This is a genomic window from Microbispora sp. KK1-11 (genome assembly GCF_006874435.1).
Lineage (GTDB): Bacteria > Actinomycetota > Actinomycetes > Streptosporangiales > Streptosporangiaceae > Microbispora > Microbispora catharanthi.
In genome coordinates this window covers 75,789-99,407 of the sequence record NZ_VIRJ01000032.1, presented here as the reverse complement: position 1 = coordinate 99,407, position 23,619 = coordinate 75,789, and the positions used below count along the sequence as shown (strand labels likewise).

Genomic DNA, 23,619 nt, shown 5'->3' with positions numbered 1-23,619 from the left:
TGGAAACCTACACTGCGACCGGCGTGGTCGTGGTAACAGATCTGATCGTTCTCGTGACGCCCCCCGGCCTCAAGACGGGCAGGTCACGGCCCCCGCGCCCCCGGCGTACGCTCAGCCGGCCGGGCAGGCCGGGACCTCGCCCGAGTGATCGCGCAGGGCGTCGATGGCCTTGATCGCGCCGTCCAGCGTCTCGACCCGCACCAGGCGCAGCCCGGCGGGCGCGGCCTTGACGGCGTCGGCGCAGTTGCCTGCGGGCGTGAGGAAGACCGTCGCGCCCGCCCGGCGCGCGCCGACCATCTTCTGCTCGATGCCGCCGATCGGGCCGACCTGGCCGGCCGGGTCGATCGTCCCTGTGCCCGCGACCGACATGCCTCCGGTGAGCGCCCCCGGCGTCAGCTTGTCGTAGATGCCCAACGAGAACATCAGGCCCGCGCTCGGCCCGCCGACCTCGCCGACGCTGATGTCGACCGTGAACGGGAACCGGTAGCCCGAACGCATCTGGACGCCGACCTTGGCCTTGCCGTCCTTGCCCGCCACGGTGCCGACCTGCACCTGCGTCGAGGCGCCGGCGCGCCTGACCGTGAACGTCACCTGCTCGCCGGGCTTGCGGCTCTGCACGGACGCCGCGACGGACGCGAGCTCGCCCACCGTCGTGCCGTCCACCGCCGTGATCTCGTCGCCCGGCTTGAGCTTCCCGTCGGCCGGCGCCCCCTTGTCGGTCTCGGCGACCGTAACCACCTTCTCGATGGGGATCTTCAGGGCGTTCAGCGCGGCGGCGGTGGCCGACTGCTGCGAGTCGGTCATCTCCTGCGTGTTCTGCTCCTCGACCTGCTGGGCCGAGGTGGACTTCGGGAACAGCGCCTCCTCCGGCACCACGGCGACCGTCGGGTCGAGCCAGCCGCGCAGCGCGGTGAGCAGGTCGAGGCGGTTGTCGGGCCCGCCCTGGTAGGCGACGGTGACCAGGCTCAGCCTGCCCTGAGTGGGATAGGTCTCATGGCCCGAGATCGTGATGACCGGTTTGCCCTTGACGTCCCCGATCGTGTTCTCGGTGGGGCCGGGGCTCAGCACGACGTACGGCACCGGCAGCATGGCGCCGATCACGGCCAACGCGAGCGCGAGGAAACCCGCGACCAGCAGGGTCAGAGCGCGTCGGGACATGGACGAACTCTATGCGTTCCGGGCTCCGGGCATTTCGCGGCCGCTAATCGCAGGCCCCGACCCACTCGGCGTCTCCGTCGGCGAACACCTGGTGCTTCCAGATGGGCACCTCGTGCTTGAGATCGTCGATCAGCCTGCGGCAGGCCTCGAACGCCTCGCCGCGGTGGGGGCAGGCGGCCGCCACGACGACGGCGATCTCCCCCAGGCGCAGGTCGCCCACCCTGTGGACTGCCGCCAGCGCCGTCACCCGGTGGTCGGCCGCCACCTTCTCGGCGACCCTGCGCAGGTGCTCCTCGGCGGACGGGTGCGCCGAGTACGACAGGAGCGTCACCGGCCTGCCGCCGTCCTGCTCGCGTACGGTGCCGACGAAGACCGCCGTGCCACCGGCGGCATGATCCTCCACCGCGCCCAGCACCTCGTCCACGGACAACGGGGTGTCGCGGATGCCCAGCAATCGGATGACGTCCACGTCCCCGAGGTTAGTGCCTGAGCAGGGTCGGATGCGGCGCTGTCAGATGCGGCGCTGTCAGGTGCGGCGCTTGCGGCGGGCGGCGCGGACGATCGCGGCCGTGCCGATGACCGCGACGGTCGCGCCCGCGGCGGTGATCGTGGCCTCCTTGCCCGACAGGCGGCGGCCGACGACCGCGTGCCTGCCCTCGCACAGTTCGAGCAGTTCCCGCAGCGCGGCCTCGTTGGTCCAGGTCGCCTTCCAGCCCGCCTCCCGCAGCGCCACGCCGTCGACCACCCAGGGATAGACCACGTAGTGCAGGTCGGTCGCGGCGGTCGGCGTGATGCCGAGCCGGTGCAGCCGCTGCGCCGTGCCGAACGTCACGCCCGCCGGCAGCTCGAACCGCTTCAGGCCGGAGATCTCCTCCACCTGCTCCATCTCCAGCCAGCCCTCGGAGCCCACCGCCACGACCCCGCCGACCCTGCCCAGGGCGGCGGCCTCAAGCGCGGACACCAGGTCGTCGACGTGGCAGAACTGCCAGCGCGGCAGGCAGCCCTTCACCACGAGCAGCCGCGGCGCCTCGAAGTGGCGGGTGATGACGGTGTCGACGCCCGGACCGACCAGGGCGGCGGGCCGCAGCACGGTCACCTCCAGGCCGGGATGCGCCCGCAGCGACCGCCGCACCAGGGCCTCGATCTCCAGGTGATCGCCAACCAGGCCGGTGTCGGGCTCGGCCGCGACCGGGGCGTCCTCGGGCAGGGGCACCGGGTTGTCGGCGGCGGCGCCGTACACCATCGCGCTCGTCACCAGCACGACCCGCCGCACCCGGGCCGCGGCGCAGGCCGTGAGCACGGTCTGGGCGGCCCGCAGGTTGTAGCGGCGGCGCTCGGCGTGATCGGTGTCGAGCGACTCGTCCGTGCCGAGATGCACCAGGACGTCCACATCGGAGATCCGGTTCGCCAAGAGCGGATCACGAATGTCGAGGACCCGCCAGGTGACGTCCGGGATGTCGCCGCGCTGCTCGTCGATGGCCACCACTCGGCGGAAATCCGCAGACGAGGCCACCTTCGCGAGGAACGCCCGGCCGAGACCGGAGGCGGCGCCGGTGACGGCGACGACGGGGGGACGCAGGCGTTTCGAGGTAGGCACGAGGTCCTCACTTTGCACTGATCCGCCCCACGGCGGATAACGTGGCGGATGTGGACTCCTCCATCCTGCACGAGGTGGCGCGGTGACTGACCTGCCAGGTCGCGAAAACGACCCCAACGACAATCCGTTCGCCATGTTCGGCAGCCCGGAGCAGATCGCCGCGGCCATGCGGCAGTTCGCCGACATGCTGTCCGCCTCACCGGAGGCCGGGCCCGTCAACTGGGACATGGCGAAGAACATCGCACGGCACGCCGTGGTCGCCGAGGGCGATCCGAGCGTCATGGAGGGCGAGCGACGTCAGATCGTCGAGGCCCTCAACCTGGCCGACCTGTGGCTCAACGAGGTGACCACGCTGCCGAGCGGCGTGACCACCCCGCAGGCCTGGAGCCGGTCGGAGTGGATCGAGAAGACGATCCCGGTCTGGAAGCAGCTGTGCGATCCCGTCGCCGCCCAGATGGTGGAGACGATGGGCGGCACACTCGGCGGGGCGGGTCTGCCGCCGGAGGCGCAGGCCATGGCCGGGCCGCTCATGGGCATGCTCAGGCAGATGGGCAGCATGATGGTCGGCCAGCAGATCGGCCAGGCCCTCGGCTCGCTCGCCCGTGAGGTCGTCGGCTCCTCCGACATCGGCCTCCCCCTGTCGGACACCGCCGCCCTGCTGCCCGGAGGCGTCGCCGCCTTCAGCAGCGGCCTGGAGACGCCCTCGGACGAGATCCGTCTCTACCTCGCGCTGCGCGAGGCGGCGCACCACCGGCTCTTCCAGCACGTGCCGTGGCTGCGGGCGCACCTGCTCGGCACGGTCGAGGAGTACGCCCAGGGCATCACGGTGGACGTGTCCGCCCTGCAGGACAAGCTCCAGGGGCTCGACCTCAGCGACCCCGAGCGGATCCAGGAGGTCCTGGGCGGCGGCGAGCTGCTCAAGCCCGAGGAGACCGAGCGGCAGAAGGCCGCGCTCACCCGGCTGGAGACCGCGCTCGCGCTGGTCGAGGGCTGGGTGGCCACGGTGGTCGACGCCGCCGCAGAGGGCAAGCTCCCGTCCGCCGCGGCGCTGGCCGAGACCGTACGGCGCCGGCGCGCCACGGGCGGCCCGGCCGAGCGGACCTTCGCCACGCTGGTGGGCCTTGAGCTGCGCCCGAGACGGCTGCGTGAGGCGGCCGCCCTGTGGAAGGCCCTGGGCGACGAGCGCGGAGTCGAGGGCAGGGACGCCGTCTGGGGTCACCCCGACCTTATGCCCACCGCGGACGACCTGGACAACCCCGAGTCGTTCGTGAAGGGCGAGGCCGAGTTCGACCTGTCGGCGCTGGAAGAGCCCAAGGAGCCCGGTTCCGACGGGGAGACCGGCGAGTAGCACCGGCCGCGAGGCTCGCCGGCTGTCGGTAGGCTGCGCCGGTGAGCCTGCATCGTGACGCGCAAGCCGTACTGGCCGGGTGGGTCGCGCCCACCCCCGAGGAGGAGCGGCTCCGCGAGGAGTTCCTGGCGCACCTGCGCAGCCACGAGGACGCGATGTGGCGCGAGTGCGCTCCCGGCCATCTCACGGCGACGACGGCCGTCCTGTCGCACGACGGCGAGCGGGTGCTGCTGACCCTGCACCCCAAGGCCGGGATGTGGCTGCCCATGGGCGGGCACTGCGAGACGTCCGACGCCACGCTCGCGCAGGTCGCCCTGCGCGAGGCCGCCGAGGAGTCGGGCATTCCCGGACTGACCCTGCTCGACGGGCCGCTCGCCCTCGACCGGCACAAGGTCTGGTGCCACCCGCCGCACAGCTGGCATCTCGACGTCGAGTACGGCGCGGTCGCGCCGCCGGGGGCCGAGGCGGTGATCAGCGACGAGTCCCTCGACCTGCGCTGGTTCCCGGTGGAGGAGATCCCGGAGCTGAGCGACGAGGCCACCCGGCGGCTCGCCCGCCGCGCCCGGTCGCTGTGCCGCGCCTGACTTCTGCACGGTTCACTTCTGCACGGTTCGCGCACGTCTCCCTTACACCGCCCTTCACATCAGGTGGTTAGTGTCGCCACATGACCAAGGTTGACGTGGGCGGCGAGATCGTCTCTCCCCCGCGCCGCAGGCTCCGGGTCTCCCCGCTCCTGGCGTGGATCGCGGTGGCGCCGTTCGCGGTCTGGGCGGCGGCCCGGCTCGCCGGGGTCGACAGCGCCGCTCGCATCCGGGGGGTAGGCGTCGCGCTGATGACGGGGACGCCCTATGTCGCGGCCGCGTCGCTCCTGGCGGTGCTGATCGCACTGGCCGCCCGTCGCGCGGCCGTGATCGCGGTGGCGGTGGCGGCGTCGGCCCTCCTGGCCGCCGTGGTCCTGCCGCGTGCGGCCGGCTCGGCCCCCACGGCCACCGGGCCGTCGCTGCGGATCCTCACGGTCAACCTCTTCTTCGGCGCGGGCGACGCCGCGACCGTGGTGGACCTCGTACGCAGGCTCGACCCGGACGTGCTCAACACGCAGGAACTCACTCCCGAGGCCGTCGAGGCGCTGGACGCGGCGGGCGTGGCGAGGCTGCTGCCGTACCGGCACCTGGAGGACGGGCCCGGGCCCTCGGGCAGCGGGATCTACGCCCGCCACCCCCTGGCCGAGGCGCCCGACTTCGCGCCCGAGGGCGGCCACAACATGCCGAGGGCCCGGCTCACCCTGCCGTCCGGGCCGCCCGTGGAGATCGTCGACGTGCACACCCTCGCCCCGCTGAACGGGCATGACGTGGCCCAGTGGACCGCTGAGCTGGCGGCGCTCCCGGCCGCGTCCCCCGGCGTCGTACGCGTCCTGGCCGGCGACTTCAACGCGAGCCTCGATCACGCGGCCCTGCGCGCGGTGCTCGGGCGGGGCTACGCGGACGCGGCCGACGCGACCGGCGACGGCCTGACCACCACCTGGCCGGCCGACAGGCGGTATCCGCCGTTGATCACGATCGATCACGTGCTGTTCGACCGGCGGGCGTCGGCGGTGAACACAAGCGTTCACAGGGTCCCGGGCAGCGACCACCGGGCGTTCTTCGCCGAGCTTCGCCTGCCCCGGAGCCTGTGACCCCTACGAGCAGGACTCAGGTCAGCAGAGCCCGGGTGTTGTCCCAGCCCTCGAGGCCGGGGTCGAGACGGGCCACGTCCTGCGGTTTCCTGAGCCGATGCCAGCCGGGACCGGTGGCGACCATGCGGGGACCCGGCGCCCGGCGGCGCATCGCCGCGACGACGTCGGGTTCGTCGAGGTCGGGCGCGGCCCACTCGGGGACCGGCAGGCGCGCCGCCACGGCGACGGCGCCGCCGCCCTCGGCCGGGCAGACCGCGAGGTGCGCCCGCCCGAGTTCCCGGAAGAGCTTTCCGATCAGCAGCGGCGGCAGGTCGGGGGCGTCGGCGCTGACGATCACGGCCTCTTCCTCCTGCGGCAGCGCGGCGAAGGCGTCGGCGGGTGAGGCGATCGGCAGGACGGGCGTGCCCGGCCAGGCGATGTCCTCGAGCCCCGGCACGCCGGCCGAAAGGATCACCGGGCGCACCAGTTCGAGCCCGGCGACCATCTCGTAGGTGTCCTCGGCCATCGCCGTCAGGAACTCGGCCGGGTCCACACCGGGCGGAGCCGCCTCCGCCATGCCTGGCGTGACCAGCACCGCGGCGACCCGGGTCAACACTCCTCCAGGGAGCCGTTGGCGGCCATCGAGAAGCCTTCAAGGAAGCCCCTGGCGCGTTCCGCCCGAGGGTAGCGCTCCACGAGGGCCCAGAAACGCGGGCCGTGACTCGGCACGAGCAGGTGGACGAGCTCGTGCATGATGACGTAGTCGACGACCCAGGCCGGCATGCCCCGCAGCCGGGCCGACAGCCTGATCGTGCCGTGGTCGGGGGTGCATGAGCCCCACCTGTGGAGCTGGTTCTCCACCCAGCGCACACTGGCCGGCAGGGCCTTTCCGTCCAGGTAGCGCGCCGACAGCTCCATCGCCCGTTCGAGGAGGTCGTCGTCGCTCGGGCGTCTTCGCTGCTCCTTGGCCGCAAGGCGGTCGAGCATGCGGCGTACCCACTGCTCCTCGTCGGTCGTGCTCAGACCAGCCGGAAGCAACACGATGGTTTTGTCTCCATCGCGGTACGCGGAAACGGTTCGCCGCCGTCGTGCGCTCCGACGAACCTCGACTGTCTCGGGGGGCACATATGAAAGGTAGCCGACACGCGCCGAATTCCACAGGGGGTGGTACACGTTCTCCCTGGTCAATCGGGCGAACGTGACCTTGCGGGCGTGAAAACTACGGGGTTGCGGATATTCACCGACCACGATCACCCCGGTAATTATCCACAGCCCCGCTGGTTCCAAGACCGGGGCTTCCCTGCGTATGGCAAGGTCTGGCGATTATGAGACCTCGCCTCAAGCCCGCCCTGCGCCGGATCGAACGAGACGGCCGCACGCTGCAGTTCGGTGTCCATCCGCTGCGGGCCGTCGTGCTGACCGGCGTCGAGCCGCCCGTACGCCGCCTGATCGACGGCCTGGACGGCACCCGCACCCTCGGGCAGGCGGTGGCCGGCAGCGGCCTCGACGAGGCGTCCGCCCAGGAGGTGGTCGCCCGGCTCGCCGCGCACGGCCTGATCGAGGACGCCGCGACCCGGCCGGAACCCCTCGCCGACCTGCCGCTGGCCGAGCGCGACCGCCTCCGCCCCGATCTGGACAGGCTGTCGCTGACCTCCACCGACGGCGGCATGGGCGCCCTGTCGGTGCGGAGGGCGGCCCGGGTCCGCGTGTACGGCGCGGGCCGGGTCGGCGCCCGGATCGTCACCCTGCTCGCCGCGGCCGGAGTGGGCCACATCTGCGTGGTCGATCCCGGCACGGCCACCGCGGGCGACGTGGTCCCCGGCGGGCTCGGCCGCGCGGAGACCGGGATGACCCGCGAGGAGGCCGCCGTGCTCGCGGCCCGGCGCATCTCCCCCGCCGTCAACGCCTGGCCGGGACGGGCCGCCTCCCGCCTGTCCGACGGCGGGGTGCGCCCCGACCTCGTGATCCTCGCCACCGCCGATCCGCTCGACGCCACGCTGGTCCACGAGATCGTCGCCGAGGGCGTGGCGCACCTGCTGGTCTGCGCCGTGGAGGGACACGGCTCGGTGGGGCCCTTCGTCGTCCCGGGGCTCACCCCCTGCCTGCGCTGCCTCGACCTGACCCGCCGCGACCGCGACCCTTCCTGGCCGCTCGTGAGCGCCCGGCTCGGGGGTTACCCCGCGGGCGAGATCGCCTGCGACGTGGTGCTGTCCTGCCTGGTCGCCGCGCAGGCGGCCGGTCAGGCTCTGGCCTATCTCGACGAGGGGCGCGTGCCCGGCGGCATGCTGGAAGTGTCGCCCGGGTGGCGCTGGCGGCACCGCGCCTGCGAGCCGCACGCCGACTGCGGCTGCGTACGGAGCGACCCGGCCGGCGCCGCCGTGATCGCGCCGCGGGATCCCGGCCAGGCCGCGTGAACCGGCCTCTCAAACGGCGCGGATGTCCCGGACCACCTCAAGGAAGTTGCGGATCACGGCGGTGCGACGCGCTCCGCTCCAGACGACGCCGATCCGCCAGACCGCGGCCGGGTGGTCGATCGGCGTGATCGTCACCGTCGGCGGCGCGATACGGGCGGCGCCGGCCGGCACGAACGCCACGCCGGCTCCCGCCGCGACCAGGGCCGGCACGGTCTGCAGCCGTGGAACCCGTGCCGGTCACGCGCACCCCTGGACATGAGGACGGGCCCGGTTCCGCCTGACCCGGCTCGCGCGGGGCACGGCGCCACACGGCCCGTCACGCCTCTCACCGGCGGAGACTCCCGTCACGACAGCGGTGGTGTGAGGAATCTCATAGACGGCCTATTCCCCCGGGAGGCTCGCGACCGCCGGAGCTCGGGCGGTCGCGCGATCGGAAATTGTGGTCGAAAGCACTCTTCATCGCCGACAATGGGTCGTGTGAGTGACCTTCCCCACCGCGCCGTGACCCGCTCGGCAAAGCTCGCGACACTCCCCCTCGGGTTCGCCGGCCGCACCGCGCTCGGACTGGGCAGGCGGCTCGGTGGCGCCTCCGCGGAGCTCGTCGCCCAGGAGATCCAGCAGCGCACGGCCGACCAGGTCTTCAAGGTGCTCGGCGAGCTCAAGGGCGGGGCCATGAAGCTCGGCCAGGCCCTGTCGATCTTCGAGGCCGCACTGCCGCCCGAGATCGCCGGGCCGTACCGGGCGACACTGACCCGTCTGCAGGACGCCGCGCCGCCGCTTCCGGCCGCCACCGTCCACCGGGTCCTGACCGAGCAGCTGGGCGACGACTGGCGGGAGAACTTCCTGGAGTTCGACGACCGGCCGAGCGCCGCGGCGTCGATCGGGCAGGTGCACCGCGCCGTGTGGCACGACGGCCGCCCGGTCGCCGTGAAGATCCAGTATCCGGGGGCGGGCAAGGCCCTGATCTCCGACTTCAACCAGCTCGCGCGGCTCGGCAAGCTCTTCGGCGCGCTGCTGCCCGGCCTGGACATCAAGCCGGTGCTGGCCGAGCTGAAGGAGCGGGTGTCCGAGGAGCTCGACTACCTCAAGGAGGCCGAGGCCCAGCACGCGTTCGCCGAGGAGTTCCGCGACGACCCGGACTTCCACGTGCCCGCCGTGATCGCGGCCAACGAGCAGATCCTCGTCTCCGAGTGGATGACGGGAACCCCGCTCTCCAGGATCATCGCCGACGGCACGCAGGAGGAGCGCAACCACGCCGGCCTGCTGTTCGTCCGCTTCCTGTTCTGCTCTCCGGCCCGGGTCGGGATGCTGCACGCCGACCCCCACCCCGGCAACTTCTGGCTGACGGAGGACGGGCGGCTCGGCGTTCTGGACTTCGGGGCGGTCAACCGCATGCCCGACGGCTACCCCGTCGCCTTCGGCAGGCTCACGCGCATCTTCAACCAGGGCGACATGGACACCGTCGTGCGCGGGCTGCGCGCGGAGGGGTTCATCCGCCCGCACATCGAGGTCGACGTCGACGCGTTGCGGGCCTTCCTCGCGCCGTACGTCGAGCCGACCCGGGTCGAGGAGTTCGCCTTCAGCAGGGAGTGGCTGCGGGAGCAGGCGGCGACCGTGGCCGACCTGCGGCCGAACAACGTGGTCCGCCAGCTCAACCTGCCCGCGTCGTACGTGCTGATCCACCGTGTGCACGCGGCCGGCGTCGGCGTGCTGTGCCAGCTCGGCGCCACCGCCCGCTTCCGCGACGAGGTGGTGCGCTGGGTCCCCGGCTTCGCCGACGAGACGGGCGAGTCCGAGGACAACGCGCTCGCCCTGACCTGAGCCGGCGCACTCCGGGCTATCGGCCGCCCCTGCTCTCGACCGTCCGGAGATTCTGGTTGATGACGCAGCGGTTGATCCCTCGCTTGCAGTTGCCGTTGAGGGTGTTGGTGAAGACGCTGACGCTCGACACCTGCTGGATGCCCACGAACGTGACGGCGCTGTTGGCCGCGGGGGCGTTCACGTTGCGCCGGCCCCCCGATATCTGCTTGGGCGGGCTCTTGATCGTGGGCGAGTTCGAGGTGTTGGTGCCCCCGGTGACCTGGGTCGCTCCGTCGCCGTGACCGTCGCCGTGACCGTGGCCGCTGCCATGGCGGGCCACCCGGAACGCTCCGGGTATCGGCGCGGCCCCGGCCCCCGGCATGGCCGAACCCCACAGTCCGATGACGAGCGCGGTGACGGCGAACCGCCGCGCACCCGCCACGAGATCAAGCGCGCCTGACGTCCGGTCGCCCATCCAAGTCCCACCCACCACTCGCGCACCGCTTCGCCTGCCGCCCGTGACCATCAGGCCCCGGCGACGCTCCGGCTCATACCCCGTGATCCTCGCCCGCTCCCACGGCAGGCGATCTTCTGTGCGTCCGGTGATCTCTTCTTTAACGAGTGCGCCTTGACGGGAACGGCCGAAGGCCCGGGCCGTTCACCGGGCCCGGGCCTTCGTCATTCGGATCGCACCATCGGCGGCGCGTCAGGCTCGCCTCACACGCGCGCCAGCGCGGAACTCAGCCGCCGGGACGCGCGCTCGGCCTGCCGGCGTGCCCTCTGCACGCTCTTGATCCGGCCGGCCAGCCGCTCCTCCGCAGCCTCGCGGTGGAGGGTTCGTATTCGCTCATGCGCCAGTTCTTGATGCAGATACAGGGCGGTGGTCGGGGAGATGCTCATCTGGATCGGTTCCTTCCGGAATTGCTGTGGTTGCTGGTCAGGCGGCGACAGGAGACTTGCGCGGGCGCCCACGGGGACGCTTGCGGGGCACGACGACCCCCCTCAGGATGAGCTCCCCGCCCCAGACGCCCCACGGCTCCTCGCGCTCCAGCGCGCGGGCCAGGCAGGCCTTCTGGATCGGGCAGCCGCCGCAGAGCGCCTTGGCGAACTCCACGTCCTCGGGAGACTCGGCGAACCACAGGTCGGGGTCGGTACGACAGGGGATTTCGGCTTCGATCAGGTCCATGACCGGGGCCGCCATCTGCGTCACCTCTTTGAATGGATTGGTCTGGGTGTCCTCGTTGTGGGGTGTGGATTCGTGGCCGACAAACAAGAAGGCCGCGGATCCTGGTGCGGATCCGCGGCCCGGAGGTGGAGACCGGTCAGGGTATGACTGGTCCTCTCCAGGCATCGTGCGGACCCTGCGCACCGCCGCGAGCGGCGGTGCGGATCTGCTCATCGCTCATCGGCCGGTTGACATAAACCGGGCGGTGGGCGGGGTTGCCGTGGCTGGCCGGGCTGGCGAACACGCCGAAGGCGGCCGAACCCGCGACTCCGGTGACCAGAGCCTGGGCAGGAGCGGCCTCGCCACGCCGCAGTTTCGTCGGCATGACAATGGCGGCCGGGCATGCGAAGGCGAGCACCAGCGCGCGGGACGTCGTCATGTTCCTCACTGGACTCACCTCCATTTCAGTGCGATCGCGCCGGACCTGAGCGTCCGGCTGACTTGTCCAAGACCCTAAACCGCCGCGGCAGGGTGGGCAACCTATTTTCTACCTGCGATTTTCACGACTTCGTGACATCGGGATGCAGCGCGGGCGACACCCGGATGAGGCATTCCTGGACCACGGACACGGCGAGTTCCCCCGCGGCGGTGAACATCTGCCCGCGGGCGAGCCCGCGCGCCTCCCCCGACCAGGGCGACTCCTGGGCGTACAGCAGCCATTCGTCGGCCCGGAAGGGCCGGTGGAACCACATCGCGTGGTCCAGTGATGCGCCGGACACCGCCGAGGACCCCCAGGCGAGCCCGTGGGCCAGCAGCACGGTGTCCACCAGCGTGAAGTCGCTGGCGTAGGCCGCGAGCACGACGTGCAGCAGCGGGTCGTCGGGCAGGTCGGCGTCGTACCGGAACCAGACGTTGTTCTCCGGGGTGACCAGGGCGGGGTCGTGGGCGGCCTCCCACGTCAGCGCGTTCACATATCGGGCGTCGACCGGGCGCGGCTTGGCCAGCAGCTCGCGCCAGCCCGGCTCGTCGCCCACGACGTCGAGCATGCGCTCCTGGAAGGTCGGCAGAGTCTCGGGGTCCGGCACCTGCGGCATGCGCGCGGCCTGGTGGCTCACGCCCGGCTCCTGGATGTGGAACGACGCCGACATCGAGAAGATCGCCTTGCCGTGCTGGATGGCCGTGATGCGCCGGGTGGTGAACGACCGCCCGTCGCGCACCCGCTCGACGTTGTAGACGATCGGGACGGCCGGGTCCCCCGGCCGGATGAAGTAGGCGTGCAGCGAGTGGACCACCCGGTCGGACGGCACCGTACGGCCGGCCGCCACGAGCGCCTGCGCCGCCACCTGGCCGCCGAAGACCCGCTGGATGCGCTCCTCAGGGCTGCGCCCCCGGAAGATGTCGAGCTCGATCGGTTCGAGGTCGAGCAGGTCCAGCAGCTCCTTCAGGGCCGAGTTCACGGGGGCCTCCAGCGCACGCGGGTATTACTCGTCGGTAACACTATCGGCGCCGCGGCAGAGCTCGAGGACCGCGTCGCCGTACCGCTCAAGTTTGACGCGTCCGATTCCGGCGATCGCGAGCAGGTCCTCCTCAGAGGTGGGCACCCGCTCGGCGATGGCCTGGAGGGTGACGTCCGTGAAGACGACGTACGCCGGCACCTTGGCCTCCTTCGCCGCAGCCGTGCGCCACGCCTTGAGCCGTTCGAGCAGGGCCTCGTCGTAGTCCGCCGGGCAGGTCGCGCAGCGGCCCAGCTTCTGCTCGGCCGCGGCCGAGAGCGTCTTGCCGCAGATCCGGCAGTGCAGCGGCGCCGCCGACCGCTTCGCCCGCCCGCCCGAGCCTCCCGGCCGCTCGGCCCTGGCCGGGCTCGCCGTACGCGGGGACAGCCCGTCGAGGAAGCGCGACGGCCTGCGGGCGCGGCGGCCTCCCGGCGAGCGGGCGAGCGCCCACGACATGTGCAGGTGCTCGCGGGCCCGGGTGATCCCGACGTACAGCAGCCGCCGCTCCTCCTCGATCTGGTCCGGCGTCTCCGCGTAGACGATCGGGACCATGCCGTCGGTGAGGCCGACCAGGAAGACGGCGTCCCACTCCAGGCCCTTGGCGGCGTGCAGGGAGGCGAGCGTCACACCCTCGACCGGCGGCGCGTGCTGCTCCATCGCCCTGCGCTCCAGCTCGCCGACGAACCTCGGCAGGTCGGCGCCCTGGGCCGCCATGTCCTCGGCCAGATCGGCGAGCGCCTTGAGCGACTCCCACTTCTCCCTGGCCTTGCCGCCTCCGGGCGGCTCGGCGGTCAGCCCGATCCCCGAGAGGATCGCGTGCACGGCGGGCGCGAGCGGCTCGTCGGCCGACGACCGGGCCGCGCCGCGCAGCAGCACCACGGCCTGGCGCACCTCGGGGCGCTCGAAGAACCGCTCCGCCCCGCGCAGCAGGTAGGGCACGCCGGCGTCGGTGAACGCCTGCTCGTACGCCTCCGACTGGGCGTTGACGCGGAACAGCACCGCGATCTCGCGGGTGGGCACGCCGTCCGCCATCAGCTTCTTGACCGTGAGCGCGACGCCGAGCGCCTCGGCCTGCTCGTCGTCGTACTCGGTGAAGACCGGCTCGGGTCCTTCGGGCCGCTGGGCGACCAGCTCCAGCCGGTGGGGCGAGCGCGCCATGACGCGGTTGGCCAGCGTGACCACCTGCGGGGTCGAGCGGTAGTCGCGCACCAGCCTGATCACGGCCGCCGAGGGGTGCTCGACGGCGAAGTTGGTCAGGTAATGGGGCGTCGCACCGGTGAACGAGTAGATGGTCTGGTTGGGGTCGCCCACCACGCACACGTCGTCGCGCCCGCCGAGCCAGGTGTCGAGCAGCAGCTTCTGCAGCGGGTTGACGTCCTGGAACTCGTCGACCACGAAGTAGCGGTACTGCTGGCGGATCTGCGCCGCGACCTCCCTGTGCTCGGTCATCACGGCCGCCGTGAGCTCCAGGATCGTCTCGAAGTCGATCAGGTTGCGCTGGCGGCGCAGGCTCTCGTACCCCTCGTACAGCCGCGCCACCTCCTCGGGGGCGATCGGCGGGGTGCGGCGGGCCTTGGCCGCGGCGGCCGGGTAGTCCTCCGGGCCGATCTGGGTGACCTTCGCCCACTCGATCTCGCTCGCGACGTCGCGCAGCTCGCCACGGTCGGGGTTCCTGCGCAGGCGCCTGGCCGCCTCGACGAGCAGCGGCAGCTTCGACTCGACCACCTGCGGCGGGTCGCCGCCGATCACTCGCGGCCAGAAGTAGCTGAGCTGGCGCAGGGCCGCCGCGTGGAACGTGCGGGCCTGCACGCCGGGCGCCCCGAGACCGCGCAGCCGCTGCTTCAGCTCGGCCGCCGCGCGGGTCGTGAAGGTCACGGCGAGCACACCCTGCGGCTCGACCACCCCGGTCTGCACGGCGTACGCGATGCGGTGCGTGATGGCGCGGGTCTTGCCTGTCCCCGCCCCGGCGAGCACGCACACCGGTCCGCGCACCGCCTGGGCGACCTCGCGCTGCTCGGGATCCAGACCGTCGAGGACGTCCAAGGAACGGCTCCCAACATGCATTGCGGACGTTGTTACTGGCATCATCCTTCCAGCAGCCGACCGAGCGTGTCCCGGGGACCGGTCGGCGCACGACGCGACATCGGGGAGGAACACGCCGTGGCCACCGCGGTCCGAACTGCTTTAGGCATGGGCGCCGCCGCCCTCGCCGCCCTCATGCTCGCCTCGCCGGACGCCCAGGCGGCCACCTCGGCGGGCGCCCCCGTCCACCGCCCCTCAGCTTCCCCGACCCCGTCCGCGACGCCCTCCGCCGCGCCCTCGGCCTCGCCCTCCGCGAGCCCGTCGCCCTCGCCGTCCCCTTCGGGCTCGCCCTCGCCGGCCCTCACGCCGTCCGAGGTGCGGATCCGCACCTACGCGTACGGCTCGCACGCGCGCCAGACCATGGACGTGTGGTGGCACACCGTCGGACCGCGGCGCCCGGCCGTCTTCGTCATCCACGGCGGCTGGTGGTCCGGGGGCGACAAGAAGTACATGACGTCGATCAGCCGCAGCTACTCCCAGCTCGGCTACACCGTCGTGAACCTCGACTACCGGCTGTCGGGCGACGCGGCCTGGCCTGCGCAGCGCACCGACGTGCTGAGCGCCGTCAACGCCGTGCGCAGGCACGCGGCGTTCTTCAACACCGACCCCAACCGCTACGTCCTGGTCGGGTTCTCCGCCGGCGGGCACCTCGCCGCCGCCGTCGGCGCGTACGGCGACGGCCGGCCGGGGCTGCGCGGCGTCGTCGGGATCTCCCCGCCCGTCTCGCCGCTGTCGGCGTTCACGGACGGCAGCGCGTTCGGCAGCAAGGAACAGCAGAAACTGCGCAAGGCGGCCATCAAGCTGGCCGGCGGCTGCACGCCCGCCAAGTGCCCGCGCATCTGGTCGAGCATGGAGGTGCCGTTCCACGCCTCGCCCGGCGACCCGCCGATGCTCGCCTTCCACTCCTCCGAGGAGTTCGTCCCGCCGTACCAGAGCGAGATGCTCAAGGAGTCGCTGGAGAGCGTCGGGGTCCGGATGACCGTCAAGACGATGGCCGGCACCCAGCACAGCGCCCCGCTGTACCGGGAGCCGGGGGTCGCCGAGACCGTCCAGGCCTGGATCGTCGCCCGGCTGGGGCGCGTCGCCGGGTAGCCGGGAACACGCGGCGGGCTCGCGATGTTGCCATGACTGCTCTCGGCAACAGTGATGCGCACGGAAGGGACGACAGATGGCGCTGACGGTTTACACCACAAGCTGGTGCGGCCCCTGCAAACGGCTGAAAAGCCAGCTCACCCGGGAGGGCATCGTCTTCAGCGAGGTCGACATCGAGCGCCACCCGGACGCCGCCGATTTCGTCGCGAGCGTGAACAACGGCAACCAGGTCGTCCCCACCGTGGTCGCCGACTGCCACACCATGACCAACCCCTCGGTCGCCGAGGTGAAGCGGCACCTCCAAGGCGCCTGCTGATTCACCAGCCGGTGTCGGGGATCGGCGCTCCGTACCAGGTCTCGATCAGCCGCCGGGCGATCGAGACCTGGCCGGGCAGCACCAGGTCGCCGGAACGCACCTGGGCCTCCAGCTCCTCCCGGGACAGCCAGCGGGCCTCGGCGATCTCCTCCAGGTCGGGACGCAGGTCGGTGGTGACGGCGCGGGCGAAGAAGCCGAGCATCAGGCTGCGCGGGAACGGCCAGGGCTGACTGCCGAGATACCGCGGCGCGGTGACGGCGACGCCCACCTCCTCCAGGACCTCGCGGACCACCGCGTGCTCCAGCGACTCGCCCGGCTCGACGAACCCCGCCAGCACCGACATCCGGCCCCGGGGCCACTCGGGGCCGCGCGCGAGCAGGATGCGGCCCTCGTCGTCGTGCACCAGCATGATCACCGCGGGGTCGACGCGCGGGAAGTGCTGGCTGCCGTCGCGCGGGCACACCCGCATGTGGCCCGACGCGGTGACGTCCGTGCGGCCGCCGCACCTCGGGCAGTACTCGTGGCTCGCGTGCCAGGCCTCCAGGGCCACCGCGTAGACGAGGAGCCCGGCGTCGCGGTCGTCCAGCAGCACCGCGGCCTCCCGCAGGCCCACCGCGTCGTCGCCGGCGCTTTGGAAGGGCTCGGGCAGGGGGGCGTTGACCGCGAAGTAGGGCACGCCGTCCTCGTCCACGCCCAGCAGGTAACGCGTGCCCTCCGGCGCCTCGGCCGGCGAGGTGAGCACCAGGGCCGCGCCGTCGGTGAAGCGGCGCACCAGCGTGCGGCCGTCGTGGATGAGGAAGACTCTCGTCTTCTCCGCCTCCCACGCGCGCCGCAGCCATTCCTCGTCGCCGCGCAGGGCCGCCGATCTGTCGATGGCGCTCCTGGCCAGGAGCAGGGGGCCGAGCAGTCCTTCGGGGATTTCCACGCCGTCATCCTTCCACTGCCGCCGCGCCGGCAATCTTCCGGCCAAGAGATCGCGATCCCGCTAGGATGCAGTCGCTTAGGTTAGCCTTACCTATGGAGGGCCGGTGCGGCTGTACCTCACCACGCTCAACCCGACCGACTCGGTGACCGGCGGGTTCCTCCCCGCCGCGGCCGCGCTGGGCTGGGACGTGACGATACTCACCGACCAGCCTGATCGGTATCCGGGGTACGACGTCGTGGCGGCGGACGTCCGCGACCCCCGGGCGGTGATCGACGCGGTGGCCGCCCACCACCGGCCCGATGTGATCTTCTCCAACTCCGACCACCTCCAGGCAGCCACCGCGCTCGCCGCCGGGTATTTCGGCCTGCCCGGCAAGGACTGGCGGGCCTGCGTGACCGCCAAGAACAAGGCGCTCACCCGCCGCGCCCTCGCCGCCGTCGAACCCGTCAGGTCCGTACGGCTGCCGCCTGGCGGAGGGGTGCCGGATGGCCTGCCGTACCCGGTCGTGGTCAAGCCCGCGCTGGGCGTGGCCAGCGAGGACGTCGTGCTGGTGGACGGCCGGGACGCGCTGGCCGCCGCCGTCGCGGCGATCAGGGAGCGGCGGCCGGAGGAGGTCCTGGTCGCGGAGGAGTTCCTCGACGGGCCGGTCCGCACGCTGGAGACGCTCGGCGACGACACCACCCGGGAAGTCCTCGGCGGGTTCGCCACCACGCTCGGCCCGCTGCCGCACTTCGTGGAGGAGCGCCTGGACTGGCGGCCGCCCGACGCGGACCACCTGGCCCACCTGGGCGCGGCGCTCGACGCGGCGGGGGTCGGCTTCGGGGTGTGCCACACCGAGTATGCCGTCACCCGGGACGGTCCCCGCGTCATCGAGATCAACTATCGGCTGATCGGCGACAACTGCGACTTCCTGCTGGCGGACCTGCTCGGCGTGCCCCTGCACCAGTGGATCCTGCGCGTCCACGCGGGCGAGCCGGTGTCCTCGTTCGACCTGGACGGCCTTCGCCCGGCGTACGGATCCGTGGTGAGCCTCGTGGCCGAGCGCTCCGGCACGGTCACCGCCGCGCCGCAGGACCTGTCCCCGCCGGACCTGTCCCCCACGGAGCCGGCGGACGGCGTGCGGCTGTGGCACCGGGCACTGCGCGAGATCGGCGATCACGTCGAGGTGACCGGCACGAACCGCGACTACCTCGGCCTGCTCCGCGCCGTCGGCCCGGACCCCGCCGGCGTCGACGCCGCGATCGACACCTTCAGGAAGGAGCACCCTTGGGTGCTCGCATGATCCCGGCGGCGCGCGACCACCGGGGGGCCACGGGCGAGGAGCACTACCTGGCCGCGCGGGTGCTGAACGCCCTGCTGCGGGAGGACTACGCCGGGATCTCCGCCAGGGTCACCCACGACAAGGACGGGGTCGCGATCGTCCTCGCCTCGGGACGGCGGGTCGGGCTCGCCGCGGGCAACCCGTTCCAGGACTTCGCCACGGCCCCGTACGAGCGCCTGCGCCTGGCGGAGGTGCTGGAGACGCTGGAGGCCGTCGCCCACCCCGCCGACGCCGAGGGGGTCGCCGCCTTCGAGCGGGAGTGCCACGAGACGCTCGCGGCCCTGGAGGCCCACCACCGGATGCGCGGCGAGGTGGCGCGGCGGCTGCGGAGGCGTCACGGCCTCATCCGCTACGAGTCGCTGGCGGCCGCGGTGGACCATCCGCTCTATCCGACGGCCAGGTGCCGCCTCGGGGTCTCCCCCGCCGACCTGGCGGCCTACGCCCCGGAGTTCGCCCCCGAGTTCCGCATGAGGTGGACCGCGGCGCCGCGCGAGCGGGTGACGCTCTCGCGGCCGGATCTCCCGGGGTGGTGGCCCGCGCCCGGCGACGTCGGGCTGCCGCCCGGCCTGGCCCGCACGCACGTGCTCCTTCCCGTTCATCCGCTGACGGAGCCGCTGGTGGCCGGGCTTCCCGGGCTGGTCGCGGGTCCGCGGCCGTACGCGACCGTGCGGCCGACCCTGTCGACCCGGACGGTGGAGGTCTCCGAGCGCGTCCATCTCAAGGTGCCGCTCCCGGCCAGCACGCTGGGCCTGCGCAACCGCCGGTCGATCAAACCGGGCACCTTGCGGGACGGAGCGCTGGCCGAGTCGCTGCTGCGCGAGATCCTGGCGCGCGAGCCCGGCCTGCGCGTCCGCCTCGCGGGCGAGCAGACCTACGGGCACGCGGAGCACGAATACCTGGGCTGGCTCGTCCGCGACCTGCCCGAGGGGGAGATCGTGCCGGTCGCCGCCCTGCTCGCGCCGCTCGCCGACTCCGGCGGGCGGCTCGTCCTGCACGAGGTGGCCGAGCGCCACCACGGCGGCGACGCGGAGGCGTTGCTGCGCGACTACCTCACGGCGCTGCTCGCGTGGAACGTCACGCTGTTCGTCCGGTACGGCGTCGCGCTGGAGGCCCACCAGCAGAACCTCGCGCTGGTGTTCGGCGACGGACCCATGCGGCTGCTGGTCAAGGACAACGACGGGCTGCTGGCCTCGCCCCGGCGGCTGCACGCGGCGGGGATCGAGGCGCCCGGCTTCGGCGACGAGCGCATGCTGACCGACGACCCCTACGCGCTCGCCGACGTCTTCGTGACGATCACCCTGCACCTGGCCGCCATGGCCGTGACCCACGGCGCGCTGCCCGGCTCCGCCGCCACGCTCGTCGTACGCGCTCTGACGGCCGCGCTGGAGCCGTACGGGGACGACCCGATGGCCCGGCTGCTGCGGGCCCGCACGCTGGAGGCCGCCCGTCTCACCGGCAAGTCGATGGTCGTCGCCGGGACGCTCGTGGCCAAGGACCGCACCGGGGCCAGGGACGTCAACAAGTTCTACGGCACGACCGGCCCCAACTACCTGAGGGGTGCCTGAGCCATGGACCGCCTCCTGCTGGACCCGCACGCCGCCCCGGCCGAGGAGGCGGCGCTCGGGGCGCTGCTGCGCTGCTGGCTGCGCGAGGTCGGCGGCCCCCGTGGCCATGTGCACGCCGCCGGGGCTCACCTGACGCTCCGCGTGGCCGGGACGCCGGTGCGCGTCCGCGTCAGCGGCGGCATCGCGCTGCGCTTCGACGGCCCGCCCGAGCATCTGGTGGAGGGGCGGTGGCGGCCCCTCGACCTGCCCTCGCTCGTCGCACTGGTGGAACGGGAGCTGGATGGCGGCAACGAGGAGTTCGCCGTTCAGGTGCGCGCGGGACGCGAGGCGGTCGCGGCGATCCTCGCCGCCCGCGCGCGGGCCGTCCCGCCCGCCGACCCGTGGCTCGCCTCCGAGCAGGCCCTCGTGGCCGGACACCCGTTCCACCCCGCGCCCAAGGCGCGCTCGGGGGACGGCTGGCTGGACTACGCGCCGGAGACCCACGCGCGGTTCGCGCCGCGCCTGCTCGGGGTGCGCGCCGACCTGGTGGCCCAGGAGGGCGACACGACGGCGCTCGACGCGTTCGGGGACGCGCCGGCGGGATACGTCCCGCTGCCCGCCCATCCGTGGCAGCTCGACCTGCTGGCCGCCGAGCTGCGCGGGCCGCTCGCGGACGGTCGGCTGGCCGACCTCGGGACCTGCCCCCGCGTGATCGTGCCCACGTCGTCGGTCAGGACCGTGTACGACCCCGGCACCGGCATGTGCCTGAAGTTCAGCCTGGACGTGCGGATCACCAACTGCGTGCGCAAGAACGCGTGGTATGAGCTGTCCGGCGCGGTCGAGCTGACCCGGCGGCTCACCCCCGTCTTCGAACGGCTGGCCCGATGTTTTCCCGGCACGCGGTGGCTGGCCGAGCCCGGCTACCGCTCCGCCGCCCTCGGCACCCGGCTGCTCGAAGGGCTCGGGGTGATCGTGCGTACCGGCCCGTGGGCGGTGTGCGGGCCGGGGACCACGCCGGTCCTCGCCGGCGCCCTGGCCGCCGGCGCGGACGGGGTTCCCGAGGCCGTGCTGGCCCGCCGGGCCGCCGACCCGGTCGGGTGGTGGGAGGCGTACGTCGAGCGCGTGGCGTTCCCGGTGCTCGGCGCCTTCTACGAGCACGGGGTCGTGCTCGAAGCGCACGTGCAGAACGTGCTCGTCGGGTTCGACGCCGCCGGGGCGCCGGTCGAGGCGGTCTTCCGCGACCTGGAGGGCACCAAGCTGGTCTCCGGCCGCCACGACCTGACCGGCGTGCCGGGTGAGGTGGCCGGTCCCCTGTCGTACGACGCCGCGCGGGGCTGGGACCGGGTCGCCTACTGCCTGTTCGTCAACCACCTGGCGGAGGTGGCCGCGACGGTCGCCGGCCCGTCCGACGGTGTCCTGCGCGCGTTGTGGGCGGTCGCCCGGAAGTCCCTGAAGCGCTATGTCGCCGACCACGCCGCCGACTCGGCCGAGCCGCTGACGCGGCTGCTGGCCGGGGCGCCGCTGCCGGCCAAGGCCAACCTGGGCGTGCGCTGGGCGAGGGCGGCCGACCGGGCCGCCGGATACGTGCCCGTTCCGAGCCCATTCGGCGAGGCGGAAGGAGAGCGCCGATGAGCATCGAGGTGCCGGCGGGCGTGCGGACGGTCGCCGGGTCGCTGGACGACGTCCCCGCCTACGTCTACGACCTGGCCGGGCTCGCCCGCCACGCCGCCGACGTGCGGACCGCCCTGGCGGGCACCGAGATCTGCTACGCCGTCAAGGCCAATCCCGACCCGGAGGTGCTGCGGGCGCTCGCGCCGCACGTGGACGGCTTCGAGGTCTCCTCCGGCGGCGAGTTCGAGCACGTCAGAGGGGCGCTGCCGGAGGTCCCGCTGAGCTTCGGCGGGCCGGGGAAGACCGGCGCGGAGCTGGCCCTCGCCCCCTCGGCGTACCGCTGGCACGTCGAGAGCCCGGCCGAGTTGCGGCGTATGCGCGAACCCGCGGACGTGCTGCTGCGGGTCAACCTCGACGTGAACGTCACCGGCGCGGCCCTCGCGATGGGCGGCGGCGCCACGCCGTTCGGCATGGACCCCGGCGGGGTCGCCGAGTGCCTGGCCCTGCTCGGGTCCTCGCCGGTGCGGCTGCGCGGCGTCCACGCCCACCTCGCGAGCGGCCTGGCCGCCCCTGACCTGCTCACGCTCGCCGAGGCCGTCCTGGCGTACGGCAGGAGCCTCGGCCTGCGCGAGTTCAACCTGGGCGGCGGCATGGCCGTCTCCTACACCAGCCCGGAGGAGCGGTTCGACTGGGCGGCGTACAGCGCGGGCCTGCGCGCGCTGGCCCGGCCGGGCGAGACCCTGCGTGTGGAGCCGGGACGTGCCCTGACGGCCTACTGCGGCTGGTATCTCACCACCGTGCTCGACGTGAAGCGCGTCCACGGGGAGCGCTTCGCCGTGCTCTCCGGCGGCACCCACCACCTGCGGACGCCGGTGACGAAGGGACACGACCAGCCGTTCGCCGTCCTCGCGAGGGGCGAGGACGGCGAGGACGGCGAGGACGGCGAGGACGGGCCGGTGACCCTGGTGGGGCGACTCTGCACGCCCAAGGACGTCTTCGCCCGCCGGGTGACCGCCTCGCTCGCCGTCGGCGACGTCGTGGCCTTCGCCATGGCCGGGGCGTACGCCTGGAACATCTCCCACCACGACTTCCTCATGCACCCGAAGCCCGCGTTCCACTACCTGCGGTGAGGGGCTACCAGGACAGCGTGAGCGTGCCGTCGAGGACCTTGGCGGAGTCGGCGAGGCGGGCCCGGTTGAGCGACCTGATGACGTCGAGCCGGGCGCGGCTATGGCCGATGACCCGGTTCTGGGTCTCGACGAAGACCGTGCGGCGTACGTCGGAGTAGCCGGTCTCGGCCCGGCATCGCGCGTCCGCGACCGCGGTGTCGATCTCGGCCCGCGTGCCGCGCGGCTTGGGGCTCAGGTCGTCGTCGTTGACGGTCGTCGCCCAGCGCGGGTCGCCTTCGGCCTCGCCGGTGCTTCGGTAGTCGAGGCCCTCCGACCGCATGCAGTCGCTCCACTCGCGCTCGGCCGCCGCGATCCGCGGGTCCTTGAGGGCGAGGTCGGCCGCGCTGTCGACGTAACGCGGGACCTCGTCGTCGTCGAACCTCTTGCCGGCGTCGGCCGGATTCACGCCTCGTGCTCCACGGTTCAGCAGGGCGTCCGCCTTGGCCATGCAACCCCCGGGCGGCACCGTACGCCCGTGGAACCGCCGGACCTTCCCGTACAGCACATAGAACTCATCGTCGCCGACGGAGTACGACGGAATGCCGGTCATCTCATCCGGGTTTCGCCCCTTCCCCAGATATCCGGATTTGGCGGCCTGGCCGGGGTCGAGCCATCCGAGGAGATCGACATTGCGGAGGTCAGTCACCGGTTCGACGTCGGGAAACCGGAAATCGAGCCCCACATGGCGCATGCATTCCTCCATCAGCATGAACCGGGCTCGTATCACCTGGGCGCGCTCCTTCGCGCCGAGGCTGTAGGCGTCCAGGGGAAGGGCGAGATCCGGAGGATTCACCGCCGACGACGCCGAACATCCGGTCACCGCCGCGACACAGGCCGCCGCCATCGCCATCCGCAAAACCGACATAGGCCATTCATAGCCGATCATGAACAGCCGGCGGCGGTGGAATAGATAATCGCTCTTGCGGAGAATCC

At 72.7% G+C, this 23,619-nt stretch carries 25 protein-coding genes; 11 read left to right on the top strand and 14 right to left on the bottom strand.

Annotated elements, in window-relative coordinates:
* Positions 1-111: 111 nt before the first annotated feature.
* The 3 genes from FLW16_RS34565 to FLW16_RS34555 are packed head-to-tail and all read right to left on the bottom strand — an operon-like array spanning position 112 to position 2,755.
* Positions 112-1,158, bottom strand: coding sequence for a PDZ domain-containing protein (locus tag FLW16_RS34565; RefSeq protein ID WP_142564617.1), 1,047 nt, complete (start codon positions 1,156-1,158; stop codon positions 112-114).
* A gap of 43 nt (positions 1,159-1,201) precedes the next feature.
* Positions 1,202-1,627, bottom strand: a complete 426-nt coding sequence (locus tag FLW16_RS34560) for a molybdenum cofactor biosynthesis protein MoaE (protein ID WP_142564616.1) — start codon at positions 1,625-1,627, stop codon at positions 1,202-1,204.
* A 57-nt stretch (positions 1,628-1,684) separates the two neighbouring features.
* Positions 1,685-2,755 (bottom strand): NAD-dependent epimerase/dehydratase family protein, encoded by a 1,071-nt coding sequence (locus tag FLW16_RS34555; RefSeq protein ID WP_260615893.1) that lies wholly within the window; start codon positions 2,753-2,755, stop codon positions 1,685-1,687.
* Positions 2,756-2,837: 82 nt separating this feature from the next.
* Between FLW16_RS34555 and FLW16_RS34550 the strand changes: the two genes are divergently transcribed.
* The 3 genes from FLW16_RS34550 to FLW16_RS34540 all read left to right on the top strand — a co-directional run bounded on the left by FLW16_RS34550 (position 2,838) and on the right by FLW16_RS34540 (position 5,775).
* Positions 2,838-4,103, top strand: coding sequence for a zinc-dependent metalloprotease (locus FLW16_RS34550; RefSeq protein WP_396686886.1), 1,266 nt, complete (start codon positions 2,838-2,840; stop codon positions 4,101-4,103).
* 41 nt (positions 4,104-4,144) lie between these two features.
* Positions 4,145-4,687, top strand: a complete 543-nt coding sequence (locus tag FLW16_RS34545; protein ID WP_142564612.1) for an NUDIX hydrolase — start codon at positions 4,145-4,147, stop codon at positions 4,685-4,687.
* A gap of 80 nt (positions 4,688-4,767) precedes the next feature.
* The gene (locus tag FLW16_RS34540; RefSeq protein ID WP_142564610.1) at positions 4,768-5,775 is read left to right on the top strand and encodes an endonuclease/exonuclease/phosphatase family protein; all 1,008 of its coding nucleotides are present in this window, start codon (positions 4,768-4,770) and stop codon (positions 5,773-5,775) included.
* A gap of 16 nt (positions 5,776-5,791) precedes the next feature.
* Here the strand turns inward: FLW16_RS34540 and FLW16_RS34535 are convergent, their stop codons facing one another.
* Positions 5,792-6,367, bottom strand: a complete 576-nt coding sequence (locus tag FLW16_RS34535; protein WP_142564609.1) for a hypothetical protein — start codon at positions 6,365-6,367, stop codon at positions 5,792-5,794.
* Complete coding sequence (locus FLW16_RS34530; protein ID WP_142564607.1) at positions 6,364-6,879, bottom strand: M48 family metallopeptidase; 516 nt, start codon at positions 6,877-6,879, stop codon at positions 6,364-6,366. The genes FLW16_RS34535 and FLW16_RS34530 overlap by 4 nt, the downstream gene beginning before the upstream one ends.
* Before the next feature lie 200 nt (positions 6,880-7,079).
* On the opposite strand from FLW16_RS34530, the gene FLW16_RS34525 reads away from it, so the two are divergent.
* Complete coding sequence (locus FLW16_RS34525) at positions 7,080-8,168, top strand: ThiF family adenylyltransferase (protein ID WP_142564606.1); 1,089 nt, start codon at positions 7,080-7,082, stop codon at positions 8,166-8,168.
* A 9-nt stretch (positions 8,169-8,177) separates the two neighbouring features.
* On the opposite strand, the gene FLW16_RS34520 is transcribed toward FLW16_RS34525, so the two are convergent.
* Positions 8,178-8,387: a LysR substrate-binding domain-containing protein gene (locus tag FLW16_RS34520; protein ID WP_142564604.1), complete on the bottom strand. Its 210-nt coding sequence runs from the start codon at positions 8,385-8,387 to the stop codon at positions 8,178-8,180.
* Between the two features lie 258 nt (positions 8,388-8,645).
* Here FLW16_RS34520 and FLW16_RS34515 point away from each other — a divergent pair, with 258 nt between their 5' ends.
* The gene (locus FLW16_RS34515; protein WP_142564602.1) at positions 8,646-9,989 is read left to right on the top strand and encodes an AarF/ABC1/UbiB kinase family protein; all 1,344 of its coding nucleotides are present in this window, start codon (positions 8,646-8,648) and stop codon (positions 9,987-9,989) included.
* 16 nt (positions 9,990-10,005) lie between these two features.
* Here FLW16_RS34515 and FLW16_RS34510 read toward each other — a convergent pair whose 3' ends face one another.
* The 6 genes from FLW16_RS34510 to FLW16_RS34485 form a co-directional block, all read right to left on the bottom strand.
* Positions 10,006-10,443, bottom strand: a complete 438-nt coding sequence (locus FLW16_RS34510) for a hypothetical protein (protein WP_142564600.1) — start codon at positions 10,441-10,443, stop codon at positions 10,006-10,008.
* Positions 10,444-10,685: 242 nt separating this feature from the next.
* The gene (locus tag FLW16_RS34505) at positions 10,686-10,868 is read right to left on the bottom strand and encodes a hypothetical protein (protein WP_142564598.1); all 183 of its coding nucleotides are present in this window, start codon (positions 10,866-10,868) and stop codon (positions 10,686-10,688) included.
* A gap of 37 nt (positions 10,869-10,905) precedes the next feature.
* Positions 10,906-11,169 carry a WhiB family transcriptional regulator gene (locus FLW16_RS34500; RefSeq protein ID WP_079315495.1) on the bottom strand — a complete coding sequence of 88 codons (264 nt, stop codon included), beginning with the start codon at positions 11,167-11,169 and terminating at the stop codon, positions 10,906-10,908.
* 121 nt (positions 11,170-11,290) lie between these two features.
* Positions 11,291-11,572 carry a hypothetical protein gene (locus tag FLW16_RS34495; RefSeq protein ID WP_142564596.1) on the bottom strand — a complete coding sequence of 94 codons (282 nt, stop codon included), beginning with the start codon at positions 11,570-11,572 and terminating at the stop codon, positions 11,291-11,293.
* 121 nt (positions 11,573-11,693) lie between these two features.
* Entirely contained in the window at positions 11,694-12,590 is an 897-nt protein-coding gene (locus tag FLW16_RS34490) for an acyl-CoA thioesterase II (RefSeq protein ID WP_142564594.1), read from the bottom strand.
* 24 nt (positions 12,591-12,614) lie between these two features.
* Entirely contained in the window at positions 12,615-14,690 is a 2,076-nt protein-coding gene (locus tag FLW16_RS34485; RefSeq protein ID WP_142564593.1) for an ATP-dependent DNA helicase UvrD2, read from the bottom strand.
* A gap of 96 nt (positions 14,691-14,786) precedes the next feature.
* Here FLW16_RS34485 and FLW16_RS34480 point away from each other — a divergent pair, with 96 nt between their 5' ends.
* Together FLW16_RS34480 and FLW16_RS34475 are read left to right on the top strand one after the other, a co-directional pair.
* On the top strand, positions 14,787-15,800 hold the full coding sequence (locus FLW16_RS34480) for an alpha/beta hydrolase (RefSeq protein WP_260615890.1): 1,014 nt from the start codon (positions 14,787-14,789) through the stop codon (positions 15,798-15,800).
* A 76-nt stretch (positions 15,801-15,876) separates the two neighbouring features.
* Positions 15,877-16,116, top strand: coding sequence for a mycoredoxin (locus FLW16_RS34475; protein WP_142564591.1), 240 nt, complete (start codon positions 15,877-15,879; stop codon positions 16,114-16,116).
* Between the two features lies 1 nt (position 16,117).
* On the opposite strand, the gene nudC is transcribed toward FLW16_RS34475, so the two are convergent.
* Positions 16,118-17,041, bottom strand: coding sequence for an NAD(+) diphosphatase (nudC, locus tag FLW16_RS34470; protein WP_142564589.1), 924 nt, complete (start codon positions 17,039-17,041; stop codon positions 16,118-16,120).
* Positions 17,042-17,144: 103 nt separating this feature from the next.
* Here nudC and FLW16_RS34465 point away from each other — a divergent pair, with 103 nt between their 5' ends.
* The 4 genes from FLW16_RS34465 to FLW16_RS34450 are packed head-to-tail and all read left to right on the top strand — an operon-like array spanning position 17,145 to position 22,647.
* A complete protein-coding gene (locus tag FLW16_RS34465) occupies positions 17,145-18,323 on the top strand; it encodes an acetyl-CoA carboxylase biotin carboxylase subunit family protein (RefSeq protein WP_142564587.1) in 1,179 nt (392 codons plus the stop codon).
* Complete coding sequence (locus tag FLW16_RS34460; protein ID WP_260615889.1) at positions 18,308-19,927, top strand: IucA/IucC family protein; 1,620 nt, start codon at positions 18,308-18,310, stop codon at positions 19,925-19,927. The genes FLW16_RS34465 and FLW16_RS34460 overlap by 16 nt, the downstream gene beginning before the upstream one ends.
* A gap of 3 nt (positions 19,928-19,930) precedes the next feature.
* The gene (locus tag FLW16_RS34455; protein ID WP_142564586.1) at positions 19,931-21,538 is read left to right on the top strand and encodes an IucA/IucC family siderophore biosynthesis protein; all 1,608 of its coding nucleotides are present in this window, start codon (positions 19,931-19,933) and stop codon (positions 21,536-21,538) included.
* The gene (locus tag FLW16_RS34450) at positions 21,535-22,647 is read left to right on the top strand and encodes a type III PLP-dependent enzyme (protein WP_142564584.1); all 1,113 of its coding nucleotides are present in this window, start codon (positions 21,535-21,537) and stop codon (positions 22,645-22,647) included. Before FLW16_RS34455 ends, FLW16_RS34450 begins: the two co-directional genes overlap by 4 nt.
* 4 nt (positions 22,648-22,651) lie before the next feature.
* Here the strand turns inward: FLW16_RS34450 and FLW16_RS34445 are convergent, their stop codons facing one another.
* Positions 22,652-23,551: a hypothetical protein gene (locus tag FLW16_RS34445; RefSeq protein ID WP_142564582.1), complete on the bottom strand. Its 900-nt coding sequence runs from the start codon at positions 23,549-23,551 to the stop codon at positions 22,652-22,654.
* Positions 23,552-23,619: the final 68 nt, after the last annotated feature.

Excerpts from the sequence above, each read along its gene's own strand:
- FLW16_RS34510 (WP_142564600.1), bottom strand. The coding sequence starts at position 10,443 with ATGGGCGACCGGACGTCAGGCGCGCTTGATCTCGTGGCGGGTGCGCGG.
- FLW16_RS34540 (WP_142564610.1), top strand. The coding sequence starts at position 4,768 with ATGACCAAGGTTGACGTGGGCGGCGAGATCGTCTCTCCCCCGCGCCGC.
- FLW16_RS34495 (WP_142564596.1), bottom strand. The coding sequence starts at position 11,572 with ATGACGACGTCCCGCGCGCTGGTGCTCGCCTTCGCATGCCCGGCCGCC.
- FLW16_RS34500 (WP_079315495.1), bottom strand. The coding sequence starts at position 11,169 with ATGGCGGCCCCGGTCATGGACCTGATCGAAGCCGAAATCCCCTGTCGT.
- FLW16_RS34565 (WP_142564617.1), bottom strand. The coding sequence starts at position 1,158 with ATGTCCCGACGCGCTCTGACCCTGCTGGTCGCGGGTTTCCTCGCGCTC.
- FLW16_RS34450 (WP_142564584.1), top strand. The coding sequence starts at position 21,535 with ATGAGCATCGAGGTGCCGGCGGGCGTGCGGACGGTCGCCGGGTCGCTG.
- FLW16_RS34475 (WP_142564591.1), top strand. The coding sequence starts at position 15,877 with ATGGCGCTGACGGTTTACACCACAAGCTGGTGCGGCCCCTGCAAACGG.
- FLW16_RS34505 (WP_142564598.1), bottom strand. The coding sequence starts at position 10,868 with ATGAGCATCTCCCCGACCACCGCCCTGTATCTGCATCAAGAACTGGCG.
- FLW16_RS34455 (WP_142564586.1), top strand. The coding sequence starts at position 19,931 with ATGGACCGCCTCCTGCTGGACCCGCACGCCGCCCCGGCCGAGGAGGCG.
- FLW16_RS34485 (WP_142564593.1), bottom strand. The coding sequence starts at position 14,690 with ATGCATGTTGGGAGCCGTTCCTTGGACGTCCTCGACGGTCTGGATCCC.
- FLW16_RS34445 (WP_142564582.1), bottom strand. The coding sequence starts at position 23,551 with ATGTCGGTTTTGCGGATGGCGATGGCGGCGGCCTGTGTCGCGGCGGTG.
- FLW16_RS34525 (WP_142564606.1), top strand. The coding sequence starts at position 7,080 with ATGAGACCTCGCCTCAAGCCCGCCCTGCGCCGGATCGAACGAGACGGC.